This is a genomic window from Halobacillus hunanensis, assembly GCF_900166655.1.
Lineage (GTDB): Bacteria > Bacillota > Bacilli > Bacillales > Halobacillaceae > Halobacillus_A > Halobacillus_A hunanensis.
In genome coordinates this window covers 479,038-498,298 of sequence record NZ_FVZB01000006.1, presented here as the reverse complement: position 1 = coordinate 498,298, position 19,261 = coordinate 479,038, and the positions used below count along the sequence as shown (strand labels likewise).

The 19,261-nt window shown below is 44.8% G+C and carries 17 protein-coding genes; 14 read left to right on the top strand and 3 right to left on the bottom strand.

Annotated elements, in window-relative coordinates; all coding sequences use genetic code 11:
- Positions 1-27 precede the first annotated feature (27 nt).
- The 10 genes from B5354_RS08100 (at position 28) to B5354_RS08055 (ending at position 9,855) form a co-directional block, all read left to right on the top strand.
- Positions 28-1,197 (top strand): thiolase family protein, encoded by a 1,170-nt coding sequence (locus B5354_RS08100; RefSeq protein ID WP_079527653.1) that lies wholly within the window; start codon positions 28-30, stop codon positions 1,195-1,197.
- A gap of 89 nt (positions 1,198-1,286) precedes the next feature.
- Positions 1,287-1,856, top strand: coding sequence for a TetR/AcrR family transcriptional regulator (locus tag B5354_RS08095; protein ID WP_079527651.1), 570 nt, complete (start codon positions 1,287-1,289; stop codon positions 1,854-1,856).
- An 81-nt stretch (positions 1,857-1,937) separates the two neighbouring features.
- Positions 1,938-2,342 carry an acyl-CoA thioesterase gene (locus tag B5354_RS08090; protein WP_079527649.1) on the top strand — a complete coding sequence of 135 codons (405 nt, stop codon included), beginning with the start codon at positions 1,938-1,940 and terminating at the stop codon, positions 2,340-2,342.
- Between the two features lie 22 nt (positions 2,343-2,364).
- Entirely contained in the window at positions 2,365-3,144 is a 780-nt protein-coding gene (locus B5354_RS08085; RefSeq protein WP_079527647.1) for an SDR family NAD(P)-dependent oxidoreductase, read from the top strand.
- 99 nt (positions 3,145-3,243) lie between these two features.
- The gene (locus tag B5354_RS08080; RefSeq protein WP_079527645.1) at positions 3,244-4,914 is read left to right on the top strand and encodes a long-chain fatty acid--CoA ligase; all 1,671 of its coding nucleotides are present in this window, start codon (positions 3,244-3,246) and stop codon (positions 4,912-4,914) included.
- Between the two features lie 311 nt (positions 4,915-5,225).
- Positions 5,226-6,089 (top strand): branched-chain amino acid ABC transporter permease, encoded by an 864-nt coding sequence (locus B5354_RS08075; protein ID WP_079527643.1) that lies wholly within the window; start codon positions 5,226-5,228, stop codon positions 6,087-6,089.
- Positions 6,089-7,126 carry a branched-chain amino acid ABC transporter permease gene (locus tag B5354_RS08070; protein WP_079527641.1) on the top strand — a complete coding sequence of 346 codons (1,038 nt, stop codon included), beginning with the start codon at positions 6,089-6,091 and terminating at the stop codon, positions 7,124-7,126. Before B5354_RS08075 ends, B5354_RS08070 begins: the two co-directional genes overlap by 1 nt.
- 2 nt (positions 7,127-7,128) lie before the next feature.
- Positions 7,129-7,893 carry an ABC transporter ATP-binding protein gene (locus B5354_RS08065; protein ID WP_079527639.1) on the top strand — a complete coding sequence of 255 codons (765 nt, stop codon included), beginning with the start codon at positions 7,129-7,131 and terminating at the stop codon, positions 7,891-7,893.
- The gene (locus B5354_RS08060) at positions 7,880-8,593 is read left to right on the top strand and encodes an ABC transporter ATP-binding protein (RefSeq protein ID WP_425432104.1); all 714 of its coding nucleotides are present in this window, start codon (positions 7,880-7,882) and stop codon (positions 8,591-8,593) included. Before B5354_RS08065 ends, B5354_RS08060 begins: the two co-directional genes overlap by 14 nt.
- Before the next feature lie 47 nt (positions 8,594-8,640).
- Complete coding sequence (locus B5354_RS08055) at positions 8,641-9,855, top strand: ABC transporter substrate-binding protein (protein WP_079527635.1); 1,215 nt, start codon at positions 8,641-8,643, stop codon at positions 9,853-9,855.
- Between the two features lie 300 nt (positions 9,856-10,155).
- Here B5354_RS08055 and B5354_RS08050 read toward each other — a convergent pair whose 3' ends face one another.
- Complete coding sequence (locus B5354_RS08050) at positions 10,156-11,358, bottom strand: iron-containing alcohol dehydrogenase (RefSeq protein WP_079527633.1); 1,203 nt, start codon at positions 11,356-11,358, stop codon at positions 10,156-10,158.
- A gap of 34 nt (positions 11,359-11,392) precedes the next feature.
- Positions 11,393-12,262 (bottom strand): R2-like ligand-binding oxidase, encoded by an 870-nt coding sequence (locus B5354_RS08045; protein WP_079527631.1) that lies wholly within the window; start codon positions 12,260-12,262, stop codon positions 11,393-11,395.
- A gap of 122 nt (positions 12,263-12,384) precedes the next feature.
- Between B5354_RS08045 and B5354_RS08040 the strand changes: the two genes are divergently transcribed.
- On the top strand, positions 12,385-13,059 hold the full coding sequence (locus B5354_RS08040; RefSeq protein WP_079527629.1) for a LuxR C-terminal-related transcriptional regulator: 675 nt from the start codon (positions 12,385-12,387) through the stop codon (positions 13,057-13,059).
- A gap of 276 nt (positions 13,060-13,335) precedes the next feature.
- Here B5354_RS08040 and rpoN read toward each other — a convergent pair whose 3' ends face one another.
- Complete coding sequence (gene rpoN / locus B5354_RS08035; RefSeq protein ID WP_079527627.1) at positions 13,336-14,649, bottom strand: RNA polymerase factor sigma-54; 1,314 nt, start codon at positions 14,647-14,649, stop codon at positions 13,336-13,338.
- A 408-nt stretch (positions 14,650-15,057) separates the two neighbouring features.
- Between rpoN and B5354_RS08030 the strand changes: the two genes are divergently transcribed.
- From B5354_RS08030 to B5354_RS08020, 3 genes are all read left to right on the top strand, one after another.
- Positions 15,058-16,266, top strand: coding sequence for an acyl-CoA dehydrogenase family protein (locus B5354_RS08030; protein WP_079529120.1), 1,209 nt, complete (start codon positions 15,058-15,060; stop codon positions 16,264-16,266).
- A gap of 152 nt (positions 16,267-16,418) precedes the next feature.
- Entirely contained in the window at positions 16,419-18,113 is a 1,695-nt protein-coding gene (locus B5354_RS08025; protein WP_079527625.1) for a sigma-54 interaction domain-containing protein, read from the top strand.
- Positions 18,110-19,030, top strand: a complete 921-nt coding sequence (locus tag B5354_RS08020) for a ketopantoate reductase family protein (protein ID WP_079527623.1) — start codon at positions 18,110-18,112, stop codon at positions 19,028-19,030. The genes B5354_RS08025 and B5354_RS08020 overlap by 4 nt, the downstream gene beginning before the upstream one ends.
- The last annotated feature ends 231 nt before the right edge of the window (positions 19,031-19,261 follow it).

Genomic DNA, 19,261 nt, shown 5'->3' with positions numbered 1-19,261 from the left:
ATTTTGCAAAAAAGGAGTGGAAGATAAATGGAACGTGATGCTGTCATTGTCTCAGCCGTTCGAACAGCGATCGGCAGACAAGGAGGAACATTAGCTTCAATCCCGGCCCATGTGTTGGGGGCAGAGGTGATCAAAGAAGCAGTTAGTCGTGCCCGGCTGTCTCCAGAAATGATCGAGGATGTGATTTTTGGCAATGTGTTAAGTGGCGGGGGAAATATTGCTAGATTATCTGCTTTGCAAACGGGGCTTTCGATCAATTTGCCAGGTTTGACGGTTGACCGTCAGTGTGGATCTGGATTAAACGCGATTCAACTAGCTGCTCAGGCCATCAAGGCTGGAGAAGGCGATGTTTATATAGCGGGCGGTACTGAAAGCATGAGCCGTGCCCCTTATTTAATGGACCGTCCGGAGCGTGCATACAGTCCGGTGCCTCCGAAGATTAGGAAATCACAGCTTTCTCCGCAGGAAATAGGCGATCCGCCGATGGGAATTACAGCGGAAAATCTAGCAGAAAAATACTTAGTTGGCCGCGAAGAACAGGATGAATTTGCAATGCAAAGTCAACAGCGGATGGCGAATGCCATGAATGAGGGACGTTTTGAGGAACAAATTGTGCCGATCAGTGTACCTGTACGAAAAAGTTCTCCGGTTGATTTCAGGAGAGATGAACACCCTCGTCCGCAAACGACGCTTGATGGGTTGTCGATGCTTCGGCCGGCATTTCTTGAAGCTGGGACAGTAACGGCTGGTAACAGTTCTGGCTTAAATGACGCTGCTTCTGCTTTAACCATACTATCCAGAGAAAAAGCTGACGCACTTGGCGTAACGCCTTTAGCAACGGTCAGGGAATGTACCGTTTCCGGAGTAGATCCGAACATTATGGGAATCGGACCTGTACCTGCGACAAGAAAGGTTTTACAAAAGGCTGGGCTCACGCTGGATGATATGGATGTAATTGAAATCAATGAAGCTTTTGCTGGGCAGGTGCTGGCCTGTAACCGCGAGCTTGAGATGAATATTCATAAGGTGAATATAAACGGCGGAGCAATTGCTCATGGTCATCCGCTTGGCGCGACAGGCGCGATCCTAACAACGAAGGCGGTTTATGAACTACAGCGTTCAGGTGGACGCTATGCTCTAATTACAGCTTGTATTGGCGGCGGTCAGGGAATCGCTATGGTTATTGAGCGAGGATAATGGGACAAATAGGACAAGAAGGTGTGAGTTAAGTGTCCTTTAGGTATGATATAATTTGGTATCATTCCTAAGTGGGGAGGACAGGGGATATGAAACAGAAAATAATCGATACATGTATCCATTTATTTGATAAAAAAGGCTTCACAGAAACTTCTATTCAAGATATTGTCGATGACCTTGGCGTCACGAAAGGAACGTTTTATTACTATTTTAAAAGTAAACAAGAGTTGTTGAGAGATATCCACCTTAACTTTATAGAATACTTGTTAAGCAAGCAGGAAGAAATTATTCACGACACGGCTAAAGACAGCCGGACGAAGCTGCGGGACGTCGTGTATATGTTAATTCACAGCATCAGGCATCGCAAACGCAGTGCCAGAATATTCTTTCGTGAAATGAGAAATCTCGGGCCAGAGTATCTCGAACAGACGATGACAAAGCGCGATCAGTTTCGCAAAAACTTGCAAACCGTAGTGGAAGAGGGGATCAGTAAAGGTGAATTTAAACATGACTTGAACCCTAATATGATTACCCGCGGTATTCTAGGTGTGGCGAACTGGAGTTATTATTGGTTCAACCCGGAAGGTGACGTCTCGGAGGAAGAATTAACAACGATTTACTTGGAGATGATTTTAAACGGAATCAATCAAGCTGATTAACGGAGCAAACGTTCCAAGCGGGTGTTTGAGCAGTTAGGATACCAACCGGTTGGTCAGCTTATGGAACGAGGGGGAAAGGCAGTGAATCATGAAATCGAGGTTAGAGTGAGATTTTGTGAAACGGATACGGCCGGCCATGTTAACAATACGAGTTACTTTATCTATTTAGAAGAAGCACGCGGTAAGTTTTTTGATGACGTATTACCGGATGAGTCGGAAACGTTAGGTCGATTCATTGTCGCTTCCACAAAGTGTGACTTTCTGAATCAGGCGTATTTCGGACAAATATTGAAGGTATCTACGTGGATTTCGCATATAGGGACGAAAAGTTTTCACTTTAATCACAAGATTAAAGCGGCAGATAGTGGAGTTGTCATCGCTAAGGCAGAAGCGGCGATTGTTTGTTTTAATTATAATGAACAAAAAAGTGAACCGATTCCTGAAAATCTCAGGGAGGTTTTAACGGGACGTCTCATTACCCATTAAGATCAAGAAGGGAGGAGAACTAATGAGTAGATTTAACGACGTCATCGCCGTTGTTACTGGTGCAGGGAGCGGCATCGGGGAACAAACAGCGATCCAACTGGCACATGAAGGAGCGAGGGTAGTTCTCGTCGGACGAACTCGCTCGAAACTGGAACGAGTTGCAGATAATATAAACGGTTCAGTAACGGAACCTGTTGCTGCAGTCTTTCCAGCTGATGTCACAAAGGAAGCAGATGTACAGCAGCTTGGGATGTTTATCAAACAAGAGTATGGAGATCTCCATGTGGTCGTCAACAATGCCGGTTCTTCAGGGAAATCATCCATCTTAGATATGGAGGCTGCTGAATGGGACCGTATCCAGGAAACCAATGTGAAAAGTGTATTTCTCATATCGAAAGTGCTCGGCCCGGTGATGATCGAAGCCAGTGAGGCAGCGGAACAGCTGGAAAACCGTGCGATTGTTAATGTAGCTTCATTATCCGGGCATAAAGCAGGGGCGAAAATCCCTCATTACAGCTCGTCTAAAGCGGCTGTGATTAACTTTACAAAATCTCTTGCCTTAGAATTTGCGCCTTACGGAATCCGCGTTAATTCAGTTTCACCGGGTTTTGCAGAGACGCCGTTAACCGCTGAAGGACTGAAGAACAAACGCTTTGAGGAAGCGATTCAGCGCAACACAGCTTTAAGCCGGGTGGGAAAGCCGGAGGAAATTGCCAGCGTTATTGCGTTCGCGGCTTCGAGGGAAGCTTCTTATATGACAGGATCAGATCTGTTAGTAGATGGGGGCTGGCTGATTAAGTAAAAACGAATAAAATTATCTCATAAATTAACTGAATATTGGTTATATTCTAAAATGATAGCGGTTACAAGGTCGTGATTCTATCAATAAAGGAGAGATCTCATGCAGACTAGCCACTTTGAATTCTGGCCAAAGTTAACGAAGTCGATCACGATTCCTGAAACTTCGCTTTATGATAATCTCAGAGTTTCTGCACATCGCTATCCTAATCATGAGGCGATTTATTACTATGGCAATACTTTAACCTACCATCAGTTGATAGAAGAAGTAGATGCCTTGGCAGGATATTTGCAGCAGGATTTGCAGGTTACTAAAGGTGAGAAGGTTCTACTGTACATGCAAAATTCACCACAGTTCGTGATTAGCTATTATGCGATCCTGCGATCTGGAGCCGTCGTGGTGCCGATCAATCCTATGCTGAAGGCAAACGAACTGGAATTCTATGTGAAGGATTGTGCCATGACAACTGGTCTGGTTGGTCAGGAGCTGATCGAAGAAGTTCAGCCGCTACTCGAAACGACTGCACTGCAGCATGTCGTGCTGGCCGCGTATTCGGATTATGCAGGTCAGTTTGACGGAGATCTGCCAGCTGAAGTCGCTGCTAAAAGACAAACGTTCGAGCATGAGTACCATTTGTGGAAGGAGATTATCCAGCAAGGAATTCAACCAGGAGAACTTAGTTCCGAAGCAGATGATTTGGCTGTGCTTCCTTATACGTCGGGCACCACCGGGCTTCCAAAGGGTTGTATGCATACGAGCCGAACCGTTCAGGCCAATACTGTAGGCGCATTTTACTGGTCACGTTCGACGACTCGTTCTAAAAGTCTGGCCACACTGCCTCTATTTCATGTAACGGGAATGGTCCACAGCATGCATATGCCGATTTTTGCAGGCAGTACGATCGTGCTAATGACGCGGTGGGATCGTGAAACAGCCCGAAAATTGATCAAAGAGCAGCAATGTACCCACTGGGTAACGATTAGTACGATGTTGATCGATTTTCTCGCCAATCCTGATGTGAAGTCTGATGATTTAACTTCCTTGCAGGGCATTTCTGGTGGAGGAGCAGCGGTCCCGAAAGCGATTGGAGAAAAACTTTACCACTTAACCGGATTGGAGTTTGCAGAAGGGTACGGTCTGTCGGAGACGATTGCGCAAACGCACTTTAATCCACCTGATCGCCCAAAAATGCAATGCTTAGGGATTCCCTCTTTTGATGTTGATTCCCGAATTATTGAGCCGGCTACACAGGAGGAAGTCGCCACTGGTGAAATCGGGGAAATTGTTGTCCATGGTCCGCAAATCATGGTCGGCTACTACAATCGGGAGGACGAAAACGCAAGTGCATTTATTGAAATCGATGGAAAGTCGTTTTTTCGAACAGGCGATATTGGGCGTGTCGATGATGAGGGTTACTACTTCATGGTTGATCGAGTCAAACGAATGATCAATGCTTCAGGCTATAACGTCTGGCCGACCGAAGTGGAATCGCTGCTGTATGACCATGAAGCGATTAAGCAAGCATGTGTGGTCGGCGTTCCTGATCCGCGCAAAGGAGAGAACATTAAAGCTTTTGTCATTTTGCATGAGCAGTTTGAAGGACAGGTATCTGAAACAGACATAATTGAATGGGCCAAGCAGCATATGGCTGCTTACAAATACCCGCGGCTCGTTGAGTTTAAAAATGAATTTCCTACGACAAACAGTGGCAAAATTCTTTGGCGTAAGCTGCAGGAACAGGAGCAGGACAAGGTTGGAAAGTTGAATAAATAAGAGGCTCGCATGTTTTTTATATAAGGTCAGAGGAAGCTGGAACAAAAATGTTTTTTATTAAATGAAAATCCGAACTATGAATTATTCACATAACATGCTACGAAAATATACTTCGGTTTCCGCGGGCGGCTGTTGAGCCTCCTTGTGCTGGCGCACTTCGGGGTCTAGCCTAGGCCTTTCCTCCCGCAGGAGTCTACGTATATTTTCTTTGCTAAACAGCACACCGTTCGTCTTTTCATTCAAGAAGTTTAGTTATGTCCCAGCCTCGACTAACTCTGGCCTTTCTCTACTCAAGAAAGGGGGAAAGCTGTATGGATATTTTAATCCAGCAATTATTTAATGGGTTAACGATTGGAAGTGTTTACAGTCTCGTTGCATTAGGGTTAACGCTCGTGTATGGAATTCTTCACATTCCAAACTTTGCTCATGGAGCATTATATATGCTTGGAGCTTATGTCACCTTAACCACAATGCTGCTATGGGGATTTCATTACTGGCTGGCGATTGCGATTTCCGTACTCATCGTTGGATTACTTGGTGTTCTAATGGATCGATTAGTGTTTCACCCGTTACGCAACGCCCCTCCCATTCATGACAAAATTGCTGCCATCGGGATACTGCTGTTTCTCGAAGCATTGGCGCAGATCGTTTGGGGAGCCGATTATCGCTCCATGGATACCCCATATGGCCAAGTGATCAATGTGTTCGGTGTAACGTTGACGATGCAGCGAATTCTAATTAATGTCGGAGCCATCTCTGTCATGATTTTACTATACCTATTTTTGAAAAAAACCTTTATCGGCTCGACGATTATCGCAATGGCGCAAAATCGCGAAGGTGCTCATCTGGTAGGCATTAATACAAACAAAGTCGCCATGTTAACATTTATGATCTCCGGAGGCTTGGCTGCTATTGCTGCTTCTTTGTCTGCGCCTATTAACCTCGTCTTCCCTGGGATGGGACATCTCGTCATTCTAAAAGCTTTTGTCATCATTATCCTCGGAGGGATGGGCAGTATTCCTGGCGCGATTATCGGTGGTTACATTATCGGGTTTAGCGAAAGCCTTGGGGCTACGTATATTTCGGGTGAATATAGTGACATCATTGCTTTCGTACTGTTAGTTGTGATTTTATCTTTCAAGCCTAAAGGGTTATTTTCCAGGGAGGGATTCTGATGACGTCACTTCTCGGAAAACGAATCACAGTCGTCGGGCTGATTGTCGCGGCGTGTGTGTTTCCGTTTATCACCTCGAACCTCTATATGCTTCATATCCTGACGCTTGCTTTCATTTGGATGATCGCCGTTTATGGACTGAATCTGCTTGCAGGATATACGGGTTATTTATCATTAGCCCAGGCTGGGTTCTTTGCCATCGGTGCCTACTCGTTAGGATTGTTAACCGTTAAAGCTGGACTCAGTTACTGGCTGGCTTTCGTATTAGCTTGTGTGATTACGAGCGCGATCGGTTTTTTAGTTGGCCTTGTAGCTTTAAGGACGAGAGAACACTTCTTTGCCATTTATACACTATGTGTCGGGTACATTATTTATCTTGTCATCGACAAATGGGACGGCTTAACAGGAGGAGTACGCGGATTGATTGGTATTCCTGCACCTGCAAACATTGGCCCAATTTCCTTCCAGAATCCACTCTCACAATACTATCTCATCCTATTTTTTCTTTTACTAACCATCTTTGTCATGTACCGAATTATTCATTCACTCTCTGGACGAACCTTTATCGCAATTCGAAATAGTGAAGAACTAGCTCAGACGATCGGAATTTCAACGATGAAAGCTAAGCTGCTGGCCTTTGTGCTGTCTACTTTTTTCGCGGGGCTTTCCGGGGCTTTGTATGCGTCATTTATCCGATTTCTCGGCCCGGACATCGCCTACATTACGGTTATCTTTGATTTGCTGACCTATTTGCTTGTGGGAGGCATCGGTACACTCGCAGGTCCAATTGTCGGGACATTTTTAGTGGTCACCGTATCCCAGTCCCTGCAATTTCTGCAGGATTACCGAATGCTGATCTTCGGCCCTCTTCTAACACTCTTAATCATCTTTTACCCGAGAGGAATCGCGGGAGCTCTTCAAGACTGGATAGCGAAACTGTCTAGTAAAAAGAAACAAACGCCTCCCAAGCAGCGCAAAAATGGGAAAGGTGCCTATGTTCACTCGCAAACGTCTGAGAAAAAGGTGAAGGAGGGATAATTTTGTTCCTGGAAACAAAACAATTAACAAAGCAATTTGGCGGGTTGGTCGCCGTAAATCAGGTTGATTTTACAATTGAACAAGGGAAAATTAATGCGATCATAGGTCCGAACGGGGCAGGGAAGTCCACTTTTTTTAATTTGATTAGCGGAACACACCCGCCTAGCTCGGGACAGGTTTTCTATAAGGATAAAGATATTACGAAACTTCCCCCCAATAAAATTGCTGAGCTTGGGATTGCTCGAACGTTTCAAACAACCCATTTATTCGAACAGTCAACGGTGCTTGATAACGTAATTGTAGGTCACCGTTTACGAACAAACTCAACCTTGTTCGATGCGATTTTACGGACGAAACGTTTTAGACGAGAAGAACAGAAGTGTCGCGAGAAGGCCATGGAAGTACTTGAGTTTGTAGGTTTAACGCCGGTCGCCGATCAACTGGCTGGCAGCATTACACAGGAGGAAAAAAAGCGGGTAGCTTTTGCCCTTGCCCTCGCAACTGATCCGGAAGTGGTGTTTCTTGATGAACCGGCTGCCGGGATCAATCCCGAGGAAACAGAGGGGCTTGCGGAATTGATGAACAAGATAGCAGCACAAGGCATCACGGTATGTTTGATCGAACACAAGATGAAAATGATTATGAAACTGGCCGATCACATTATGGTGCTGAATTACGGGGAAAAGATCGCAGAAGGTACAGCTGAGGAGATTATGAGTAATCAGGCTGTGATCGAAGCGTATTTAGGAGGGGATGCGAGTGCTTAAACTCTCAGGACTTTCTGTTAAGTATGGCAGTTACGCAGCGATCCAGGAGGTGGATATAGAAGTCGATAAGGGTGAACTGGTCGTTTTACTAGGGTCAAATGGTGCCGGAAAAAGCACGACATTTAAAGCGATCAGCGGCCTTGAGAAGCCTAGCACAGGAGGCATTGAATTTGAGGGAAGTGCCATTGGGGGGAAATCTCCCGAACGAATCGTCCAGGCCGGTATCGTTCAATGTGCTGAAGACCGAAAGCTTTTTCCAAGAATGACAGTTTACGAGAACTTGATAATGGGAGCGTACGTGCACCGGAAAAAGAAACAAGCAGTCAAACAATCCTTGCAGCATGTGTACGAATTATTTCCAATTTTGCACGAAAAAAAAGAGAACGCTGCCGGTTCGTTAAGTGGGGGGCAACAGCAAATGCTCGCAATCGGACGGTCATTAATGTCGATGCCGAAACTCATTCTGTTAGATGAGCCTTCGATTGGACTGGCTCCCCTGATTGTGGAGCAAATGTTTGATGTGATTGAAAAGATCAATCAAGAGGGTACGACGGTTCTGTTAGCTGAACAAAATGCCAACGCTGCTTTACGAATTGCCGATCGAGGTTATGTGTTTGAAAGTGGATCGATCGTTGTTCAAGGGACATCCCAAGAGTTACTCACTAATGATGAAGTTCGAAAGGCATATATCGGTGCCTGACGATAGATTTCTTGACATTCACACCACTTATTGAGGGGGAAATCAATGTGCAAAAGCTCAGATTGTTAGCGTTTTTAATGTTGTTAGCGATTGTGTTTATTTTGGCAGGATGTATTGAAAATCCTTCTAACGATGCTGCGAGTAGTGAAGGGGATACAGAAGCTCCATCAACTGAAGAAGGTGAAAAAGTCGTCAACATTGGCTATAGTGGCCCGTTAAGCGGTCCGGCGGCCTATTATGGTGAACGGACGTTAAATGGGATGCAGATGGCTGCGGAAGAAATTAATAACAACGGTGGCTTCGAGGTAAATGGTCAGACGTATAAAATGAACGTGGTAGCCCTTGATGACAAATATTTACCGAACGAGACAGCTGCCAACGCGAAACGCTTAATTCAGGAAAGCCAAACTCCTATTATTTTTACTCCGCACAGCGGTGGGGTGAAGGCGATGCAAGTATTCAATGAAAGAGAGGAATTTATAATTGGAGCCTACACGAGTGAACCGGCTATTACCGAGACGGGGAATTCTCTGACTGTAAGGATCCCTCCTCGCTATGATGGATATATGGAACCGTTCACGAACTATTCGATGGAACGGTTTGGCAAGAAGCTAGCTGCCTTGCCGACAGCCTCGCAGTACGGAAAAGATTGGACGGAAACGTTGCTGCCTTATTGGAAAGAGCAAGGTGGTGAAGTCGTGTACAATTCTTCTGTTGATTTTTCTAAGGATACGGATTTCTTTACGATGGTGACCAACGCGTTAAAAGAAGAGCCAGATGTCTTATTCATCGGCGGTCCATCTGAACCAACAGCAAAACTGGCGGAACAAGCTAGAAAACTAGGTTTTGATGGCGGCTTCATTATAATGGACCAGGCGAAGCTCGATGAAATGAAGAGTGTGACTGGAACGTACGAAACATTTGAAGGTGCGATTGGCGTTATGCCGCTCGTCAACGCTGATTACCCGGGGACCCCGGAATTTGTTGAGAAGTATAAAGAAAAATTCGGTGAAACCCCTGGGTCAGAGGCAGGTTTCCATTACATTGCGACTTACATTTTTATGGAAGCGATGAAAGCAGCGGGTACCGTAGAGGATGCCAAAGCGATTCGTGAGCATATGGAAGAAGGGATTAAACAATTACCAAAAGAGAAGCAAGTTTACACGATTGAGGGAATTGGAGAAGATGGCGGATTTATAACTGATTCAAGAGTGGCCGCTGTAGAAGACGGTGAAATTGTACCGATTGAAATGGAACAGTAGAATGTTAGAAAAGCCAACCGATGTTTCATCTAAGCATCGGTTGGCTTTTTGATTATAATGGTTGATGGATTCGGCCATTGATCCAGTCGATTCTCCCCACAACATAAATGATTCGGCCCGGGTCCAAGAAGATTCTCCCCTAACAAATTAAGGTTCGTCCCAAAGACCAACGGATTCGGACCTAACTCGCTAAGGTTCTCCCCTAGTAGATTCCCCACTTCCGCTAATTAAAATAGAAAAGGCTCAAATCCCCGAGTCACGAGATTTGAGCCTTTTTTATGCTAACATTATAAACAGCAGCTACGACTTCACCCCCGAACCCGCTACTTCTTTCACAATCTCCCTAATACTATCCTCCGGGATGCGGAAGGCGATTCCAGCAGGATCTGATTGGACAGCTGTAACGATTGACTCCATCTCCTTCAAGTCTATGTTTACGCCTTCAAACGTGCTGGCAAGCCCGATATGGTTTCTAAGGTCGCGAATATACGTAGTGACTTGTTGCAAGCATTGTTTAGGAGATTCAGAGATATTTTCAAGTTGAAGAATCTCTGCAAAATCTCTGACTCTTGGCAGATACATAGGAGCTAGATTTTCCATAACACTTGGGAGCAGGACAGCATTAGCAAGGCCATGTGGAATTCCGTATCTTGCTCCTAAAGCATGTGCGAGATTGTGTACGGGGATCGCATTAAGGGAGAGACTGAAGGCTGAGATCGCCATGCAGCTGGCCGTAAGCATGTTACCTCTGGCTTCTAGGTCTTCCCCTTCATACACAGCGTCAGCAATATTGTCTTTAATCATCCTTGTCGATTGTAAAGCATAAGCATCGGTCATCGGGTTGGCTTGTGGTGAGAAATAGGCTTCAATAGCATGCGTTAAGGCGTCGAATCCAGTGAAGGCTGTAATGTCAGCTGGCAATCCAACGGTTAGTTCCGGGTCAAGGAGAGCTAAATCTGCATTTATAAACGGGTTAATGATGCTTATTTTCAAATCAGTTTTTTCGTTAAACACAACAGAAATCGGCGATACCTCAGCTCCCGTACCGGCTGTAGTTGGAATGGCTACGTGAGGGATGGGGATCGGCTGAGCCTGAGGCCAGGCTTCGAATGTATTTCCGGCAAGGGCGTCATGGATGTCTGAAAACTGATAATGAAGCATCCACTTCACTGCTTTAACGGTATCCAGCACACTGCCCCCTCCAAGTGCTACTAAAACATCACCATCGTTTTCTTGGAAAAATTGTACACCTTTATGAATCACAGTTGACTTAGCATCCTGAACAATTTCATCAAAAACGCCTGCGAGTTCAATATTTCCAGGCTCTTGTTCAATTAACTTTGTAACTTTTTCCGTTATTCCCGCCTTTGTTAAGCCTTGGTCGGTAAATAGAACAACTTTTTTCCCGCCTAGACCTTTGATCAAATCAGGAAGCTTTGAACGGCAACCCGGACCATTATGAACGGCGGTTCGGACAGAAAATTCGAAGTTTGATGTTACCATTTCATCACCTGCTTTAGTTTATTTGTTTAACCCCTTATACATTTTCCTTCGCCTTATATAGCTCCTCAATGGTTTTGCCTCTTGCCCGGGCTATTTTTTCAATACGAAGGGATAACTGATTCTGGGAAAACTGAACGGTCTCCTCAAGCGGCGTGTCATAAGCGGATTGTTCCGCGCCTTCCTGATTTAATTGCAAGGATAACGGAGCAAGTTCATTCAATTTCTGTGTGATATGATCAAATAAGTGTGGGTGTTCACTTACAAGCCGCTGCAGCAAAAAGGTTCCATAAGCAATATGTCTCGATTCATCCCGCTTTAAATACTCGATCCCTTTCATGAGTCCAGGCATTTTCCCGAATGAATCCAGCATTCGATAGAAGGACCAATATCCGGTCTCTGCCAGCACCCCTTCGACAAACATGTTATACACAACAGCAGCCTCAGCAAGTGCTTCAGGTGATTCATCCGTACGAAGCCGATTCATAGCTTCGGGTAAAATCTCATAAAAAATCTGTTTATATGTGTCCGTGTGAAAATGAGAAAGGTCGTCTCGTTCATCGATTACGTTCAATACGATCCGGAAAAACTCGGTATGCTTGGCCTCCTCAAATAAGAAAGTGGTTAAGTACATTTCCTCTTCAATGCGGCCTTGTTTAGCGATCAGCATCATCTCGGGCAGCAGATCCAAAGTAACAGCTTCCTCACCCGCCTGGAATTGAGAGATCAATCTTAGTACAGATTGTTGCTGCGGTTTGGTTAATGTCTGCCAATCTTCTTTATCCTGGCTAAAATCGATATCGCGAGGGTCCCATACTCCTAACCGCTTTGCCTTTTGATACAATCGAAACGGAAAGGAGTCCTCCTGAATCCCGCGCGGACTTGTCGTCAGCATTTGTTTTCTCATCATCCAGCCCCTTTACATAATTTTGAATTTACTGAACATTACTGGTAAAATGTAAGCACTTACAATTATCATAATACAAGCCTCAGCTCGTTTACATTCCTGAAAATGTAGGGGGAGAATGGATGAACGCTGAAATGATTGCCAACTATATCAAGGAAATCAATCCTCGAGAATCACACGATCAAAAGATGCAGACAGCTGTTCGGGGTTTTATTGAGTTGTTTCCTTTTTTACGTGTATCTTTGTTTGCTTACTCACCGCTGACCTTCATAGGTGAAAGCATGATCAGAATGGATGATTCCGGCACCTATACCCCAGGTGATATTCGGGAAGATGTCCGCAAGATTCCAGCTGTACATTCGGTCGTTCACACTAAAAGAGCTGCACTCGTCAGCCATGCGGGTTTTCCGGACAAGTATGTAAATCGTTTCAACCTGTCGTCGTTAATTATCGTTCCCGTTATGCATTCTTCTACCGTCGTCGGTACGATTTTTCTAGACAGATACACAGGACCTGATCCTCTGGAAAAGAATATATTGACACTCCTTGAGCAATACGGCAAATGTCTGGGGCAGCTTCTATACGAGCCTCATCCCCCTGCAGTCGCCCTCAGTAAACGGGAAACAGAGGTAATGCAGCATATCGCTTACGGTTATTCAATGAAAGAAATAGCCGGGCTGCTCGGAATTAGCCCTTTAACGGTAAGGGATTACGTGGGTTCAGCCTTAAAGAAATTGAAAGTAAAACATCGAGGACAGGGAATCGCTGAGGCCATTCGATTAGGATTGATTCATTAATGCCCCACAGGATGTGGGGTAGTTAGACGTTGGCACAGGACGTGCCGTTCTTAGTCGAGCTTCCGCTATTCGGTTTAGCCGAACATCCTTTTAACGCTGAGCCTCCTAGGAATCTGTCCTCCGGTGTCTCACCTGTCATGTTCATCCCGCAGGAGTCTCGCAATTTTCCGGAGCTCTTGTGTTTGCGAGAAGAACGGAAACGCCCCGAGTCCTCTAACCGTAATGGCCTAAATGAAAAAAGTCCTGGCCAAATTACTTTGATCAGGACAATTTCCACTAAATTTCTTTGCGTTTTGATGACGGCAAAATCCTCAACTCTTCTCGGTACTTAGCAATGGTTCGTCTGGATACCTTTACCCCTTCTAGTTGTTTAAAGTGGTCAGAGATCTTCTGATCCGAAAGCGGTCTTTTCTTATTCTCATTAGTAATGAATTGTTTTAACAAGGTTTTTACCCTGGCCGATGAAGCGCCTTCTTCGTTTGCCCCCAATTTAGAAGTGAAAAACAGGCGAAGTTCATAGGTTCCTTTGGGTGTTTGAATCACTTTATTCTTTGTGGCTCGACTCACGGTTGATTCATGAACATCGACTTCTTCTGCCACCTCTTTCATCGTCATAGGCTGAAGCATTCCCATATCTCCGGATTCCAGGAAATCCATTTGTTTCGCAATGATCACTTTCGTTACGTTGATAATGGTAGTGCGGCGCTGTTCGATGCTTTTTAAAAGCCACACGTATCGCTGGTAATGTTTCGACAGATAGGCTGACGCGTCGTTATTCTGCCCTAAGTACCCGGAGTATTGTTTATTCATTTGAATGGTTGACATAAATCGATCATTTAGCGAAATCGTATAATTGCCCTCCACATTTTCAAGGACAATATCGGGTACAAGATATTTAGTTGATGGAGGCGACAAAGCTGCGCCAGGCTTTGGATCAAGACTTTGAATAAGCTTGGCAATGGATTTAACTTGTTCCAAGGGGATCGCGAGCCGGCTGGCGATCTCCTTCCATTTATGTTGAGCTAGCCAGTCGAGATATTCTGCGATGACTCGTTCAGCTGCCGGTTTATCCGTATGATGGACTCGTAATTGTAAGAGAAGGCATTCCTGCAGATTCCTCGCGCCGACTCCAGCTGGTTCAAGCTGCTGCAGCAAGCTGATCCCATTCTCTACGTCCAGTTTTGATACTTGCAGTGAACGGGCCGTGTCAGCTGCACTGATTGTTAAATACCCGTTATCATCGAGGCTGAGAATCAGATAATTTAAAATCACACGTTCCTTTTCCTGCAGATGTAGTAGGCATGTTTGTTCAATTAAATAGTCTGCTAAGCTTTTTTCTTCCCTGCTTAATGTGTCCATTTGATCTGTCTCCATATGAGAAGCCGGCCTTGCTCGGTAAGCCGACATGGGAATATCTTCTGAAAAAGAAACTTCCTGTTTAGGCTCTTCCAGTTCGATCATCGGATTTTCCAGCGATTCTTCCTGAATGAACTGTTCCATTTCCACAGTGTTATATTGAAGCATCGTAATGGCTTGATTTAAATGAGGTGTCATGATCATTTTTTGTTTTTGTAAAAGCTCCAGCTTCATTTTTTCACCCCTTTGAATACGCTTTCACATTTGTCGATTTTCCTTTCCTGTTATAGGTTAAGCGATATCCAGGATTCGAAAAAAGTTCTTGGTTTTTCTCGAGTTCTAAAAGCTCTCATACTCCTATACTATATTATATATGTTTTGAGTTGAAGTTTCATTTGTAATATTCAATGTAGACAGAAAATTAGAATAACTATATAATTAAGGTAGAAAGTTCACTTCTAGAAAGATCGCCTCTTTCATGATCAGTGAACCACGGGGAACTCGAATCAATCAATAACTGCGAATCCGTGAAGGCCTTATTAGCGTGAGGAGTTTAACATGGATCTGAGCCAGTTGTATCAAAGTTTATTTGATATGGCTGTTTTTTTATGGCATGAAAAAATTCAGGAGGGATGAATGATGATGGATTTTGAATTAACAGAAGAGCAGGAAATGGTTAGAAAAATGGTGCGTCAATTTGTTGACAAGGAAATTAATCCGTACATCCAGGACTGGGATGACCAGGGCCACTTTGAATCTTCCATCATGAAGCGGCTGGCTGATCTTGATTTGATGGGGGTTTGTATCCCTGAAGAATACGGGGGAAGCGGCATGGACTATAATACACTGGCGATTGTGTGCGAAGAACTGGAACGTGGAGATACCGCCTTTAGAACCGCTGTCTCTGTCCACACTGGGTTAAATAGTATGACATTATTGCAATGGGGCAATGAAGAACAAAAGAAAAAATATCTCACTCCGCAGGCAAGAGGCGAGAAAGTCGGCGCCTTTGGATTAACTGAGCCAAATGCTGGATCTGATGTGGCCTCTCTAAAGACAACGGCTGTCAAAGAAGGAGATCACTATATTTTGAACGGGCAGAAAACGTGGATCTCGCTGTGTGATCACGCGGACCATTTTCTCGTTTTTGCCTATACGGATAAAGATAAAAAGCATAAAGGCATTTCGGCTTTTATTGTGGAAAGGACAATGCCGGGCTTCTCCTCACGAGGGTTTAAAGGCAAGCTCGGGATTAGAGCGGGGAATACCGGTGAAATCTTTTTTGACAATGTGAAGGTGCCAAAAGAAAACCTGCTGGGAGAAGAAGGAGAAGGATTCAAAATCTCCATGTCCGCTCTAGATAATGGAAGGTTTACAGTAGCGGCTGGAGCCTGTGGGCAAATCCTCGCTTGTATGGAAGAAAGTGTGAAGTATTGTCACGAGCGTAAAACATTTGGCAAGGAAATCGGCAAACATCAGCTCGTTCAGCAGATGCTTGCTAAGATGGAAGCAGGATATCAGATGTCACGCCTGCTTGTGTTCCGCGCCGGTTCCTTAAAGAATCAAGGCAAACGAAATACGCGGGAAACGTCGCTAGCGAAATGGCAGGCTTGTGATTTTGCCAATGAAGCAGCGAACGATGCTGTGCAAATTCATGGAGCTTATGGCTACTCCAATGAGTATCCGGTGGAGAGGTTCCTGCGCAATTCTAAAGCTCCGGTCATTTATGAAGGCACGCGGGAAATTCATACGATCATGCAAGCGGAGTATATGCTCGGATACCGTTCGGATAAACCGTTATCCAACAACTTACCGGTATGGCCGTTTGAACAGTCTAAGGAAGAGGTGTAAGTATGCGATTTCTTCTGAAAAAGCAGGAGTTTACAGAAGAGAGGCGAAATTAAATTTTATAGGAAGAAGTTTATTTCTCATAGCAAAACGAAGCTTTCGCCAAGCCTCTGGCGAAAGTCTTCGTTTTTCTTATACCTGAAGGCGGTGAAACTATGATTCTTACAGATATCGTCGAGCAGATTCCGTTTCCGGCCATCATCGTGAATAAAGATGGAAGCGTGAAATCCTACAACCATCGAGTTGAGGGGGAAGGTTTACTGGCTAAAGGAACAGATATAGATAACGTTTTTTCAAAATGGGAAACGGACCCCGATTCGGAAATGAAAACGGCAATGGGAACGAATGGTAAACGATTTGTGTTTATGCAAGGCTCATGGCCTGATACAGAAGATATGCTGTTGATTGGCACGGAAACTTCAGAGTTGTCTGCTCTGAAGAATGAGAATAAGCAGCTGAAAAAATTAACACGCGAGCTCGATGCGATTATTGAAAACTCCTATGACGGCATTTATATTACGGATCACACCGGAGTGACGTGGAAAACGAATTCAGCGATCGAACGAATTACCGGGATTCCGAAAGAATATTATGTCGGGAAACATGTCGATGCGTTAAAGAAAAGAGGTATCTTGAAAAGTTCCGTTACGGAAAAAGTTGTGCAGCAGCGGCGTACCGTTTCTGTCGTGCAGGACAATTATGCCGGAAAAGAAACCCTAATTACCGGCGCTCCCGTTTTTAATGAAGAAGGGGAAGTGGAGAAGGTTGTCACGAACATTCGTGATTTATCTGATTTGAATGAACTGCAGACGAAGTTACACAAAATGAATGAGCTAAATGACAAGTACAAGAAGGAATTGGACATGCTGAAAAATAAATCGGAGCGCCTCGATGGCATCGTTATTCGAAGTGAGGCGATGAAGCGGATTTATGATACGGCAGACCGAATTGCGAATATTGATGCCACAGTTTTCATCCTTGGAGAAACCGGTGTCGGCAAAGACATTCTGGCTCAACACATCTATAGTCACAGCCTGCGCTCGAAGCAAGGAGATTTTATTAAGATTAACTGTGGGGCGATTCCACCGGATTTATTGGAATCTGAACTATTTGGCTATGAAAGCGGTGCCTTTACCGGGGCAAATCGAAAAGGGAAACCAGGCATGTTTGAGTTGGCCGATCAAGGGGTCCTTTTCTTAGATGAAATTGCGGAACTGCCGCTCATGCTGCAGGTAAAATTGCTCCGTGTTCTGCAGGAAAATGAAATTCAACGAATCGGCGGCACGAAACCGAGAAAGATAGACGTCAGGATCATTGCTGCTACAAACCGAAAAGTGAAAGAAATGGTGGCGAACGGGGAATTTCGTGAGGATTTATACTATCGTCTAAATGTGTTACCGATGGCGATTCCGCCGTTGAAGGAACGCCGTGATGATATTATTCCGTTGCAGCAATTTTTCCTGAATCAGGCGAATGAGAAATATCAGATGAACAAGAGCATACATTCTGAGTTGAAGGATTTCTTTTATAATTATGAATGGCCCGGTAACTTGCGGGAGCTTTCCAACCTGATCGAAAGGTTAGTGGTCACGACTCCAGAGGATGAAATTAAGGTGGATCATTTGCCGGCTGATTACAAGGAATCCGGTCAGACTGTCATTAGTCAAGCAGCCATTGTGCCGCTGAAAGACGCAGTAGAAACCGCTGAGGCACAAGTGTTGAAACTAGCGGTGGAGAAGTATGATAACACGTACGATTTGGCGAAAGCTTTGGAAACGAGTCAGCCTACCATTGTGAGAAAGCTGAAGAAGTATAACCTTCACTGTAAAAAAGGAGTGGAATCGTCATGAGGATAGGTGTTGCAGGCGCGGGCGCAGTAGGATCTTATTTCGGCAGCATGCTTGAGCAGGCAGGTTACCCCGTCACCTTTTTAGCACGGGGAGCGCACTTGGCAGCGATGCAAAAACATGGATTGGTAATCGACGGGGACTCAGCTGACGTTTATAGCACGAAGACATTTACCGATGATATCGAAGATCTGGCTGCATCAGATCTCATTTTATTTAGTGTAAAATCAAATGATACAGCCCGAATGGCGGAACAGCTTCTGCCTATATTACAGGACGATGCACTAATTTTGACCATGCAAAACGGTGTGGACAATGAAGAAATCCTTGAGGCTACTTTTGGCAGAGACAGGTTATTATCAGCCGCCACATATGTGCAAGCCTTCCTCGAGGCACCGGGAAAAGTCCGCCAGCGGGGCAGGGTTAAATTGCTGATAGGGGAGCTGGATTCCACTGCATCAAGTGCTTGCGAGGAGGTGATTGAAACTTTCCAGGCTGCCGGAGTCGATGCAGTGCATTCTGGTCAAATACTAAAAAGGAAATGGGATAAATTGTTGTGGAATGTAACCTTTAATCCACTAGCGGCAGCTTCTGGAGCGAAGGTAGGCCAGATTCTAGACGACCCGTCATTAAGGAAAACGGCCGCCGCCATTAGTTCGGAAGTTATAAATGTAGCGGTTGCAGCAGGGATTGCAGTTGAACCAGAACCAACGACTTCGAAGATTTTTTCTAATGCGGTATACGCACGCAATCATCAGACTTCGATGCTGCAGGATCGGCTGCAAGGCAAGCGGATGGAAGTGGAATCCATGTGCGGTTTTATTGTAAGAAAAGCTGAGGAGCTCGGCTTGGAAGTTCCCACCCTTCAATCCATTTACAGTACGTTATCTTTTATGAACCAACAAATAGAATCAGGCTAAACGGCTGGATTTTAATTCAATCCTGAATCAATGATTCAATTTTGAATTAAAATCCAGCCTGTAAACGAGGGTGAGTGATTTGATATTGAATGTTTCACACCTTAACTCTTTCGCAAAACGAACTTTTTTTGACGAGAATAATATGCGAAGAACCTGGTGTACAGGGAAAGGCTGCGGTGTGCAGCCTTTTTTTATGCCAGAATTAGATTGTTGGCATGATTATTGCATCCT

Excerpts from the sequence above, each read along its gene's own strand:
- B5354_RS08100 (WP_079527653.1), top strand. The coding sequence starts at position 28 with ATGGAACGTGATGCTGTCATTGTCTCAGCCGTTCGAACAGCGATCGGC.
- B5354_RS08095 (WP_079527651.1), top strand. The coding sequence starts at position 1,287 with ATGAAACAGAAAATAATCGATACATGTATCCATTTATTTGATAAAAAA.
- B5354_RS08085 (WP_079527647.1), top strand. The coding sequence starts at position 2,365 with ATGAGTAGATTTAACGACGTCATCGCCGTTGTTACTGGTGCAGGGAGC.
- B5354_RS08080 (WP_079527645.1), top strand. The coding sequence starts at position 3,244 with ATGCAGACTAGCCACTTTGAATTCTGGCCAAAGTTAACGAAGTCGATC.
- B5354_RS08075 (WP_079527643.1), top strand. The coding sequence starts at position 5,226 with ATGGATATTTTAATCCAGCAATTATTTAATGGGTTAACGATTGGAAGT.
- B5354_RS08070 (WP_079527641.1), top strand. The coding sequence starts at position 6,089 with ATGACGTCACTTCTCGGAAAACGAATCACAGTCGTCGGGCTGATTGTC.
- B5354_RS08060 (WP_425432104.1), top strand. The coding sequence starts at position 7,880 with ATGCGAGTGCTTAAACTCTCAGGACTTTCTGTTAAGTATGGCAGTTAC.
- B5354_RS08050 (WP_079527633.1), bottom strand. The coding sequence starts at position 11,358 with ATGGTAACATCAAACTTCGAATTTTCTGTCCGAACCGCCGTTCATAAT.
- B5354_RS08045 (WP_079527631.1), bottom strand. The coding sequence starts at position 12,262 with ATGAGAAAACAAATGCTGACGACAAGTCCGCGCGGGATTCAGGAGGAC.
- B5354_RS08040 (WP_079527629.1), top strand. The coding sequence starts at position 12,385 with ATGAACGCTGAAATGATTGCCAACTATATCAAGGAAATCAATCCTCGA.
- rpoN (WP_079527627.1), bottom strand. The coding sequence starts at position 14,649 with ATGAAGCTGGAGCTTTTACAAAAACAAAAAATGATCATGACACCTCAT.
- B5354_RS08030 (WP_079529120.1), top strand. The coding sequence starts at position 15,058 with ATGGATTTTGAATTAACAGAAGAGCAGGAAATGGTTAGAAAAATGGTG.
- B5354_RS08025 (WP_079527625.1), top strand. The coding sequence starts at position 16,419 with ATGATTCTTACAGATATCGTCGAGCAGATTCCGTTTCCGGCCATCATC.
- B5354_RS08020 (WP_079527623.1), top strand. The coding sequence starts at position 18,110 with ATGAGGATAGGTGTTGCAGGCGCGGGCGCAGTAGGATCTTATTTCGGC.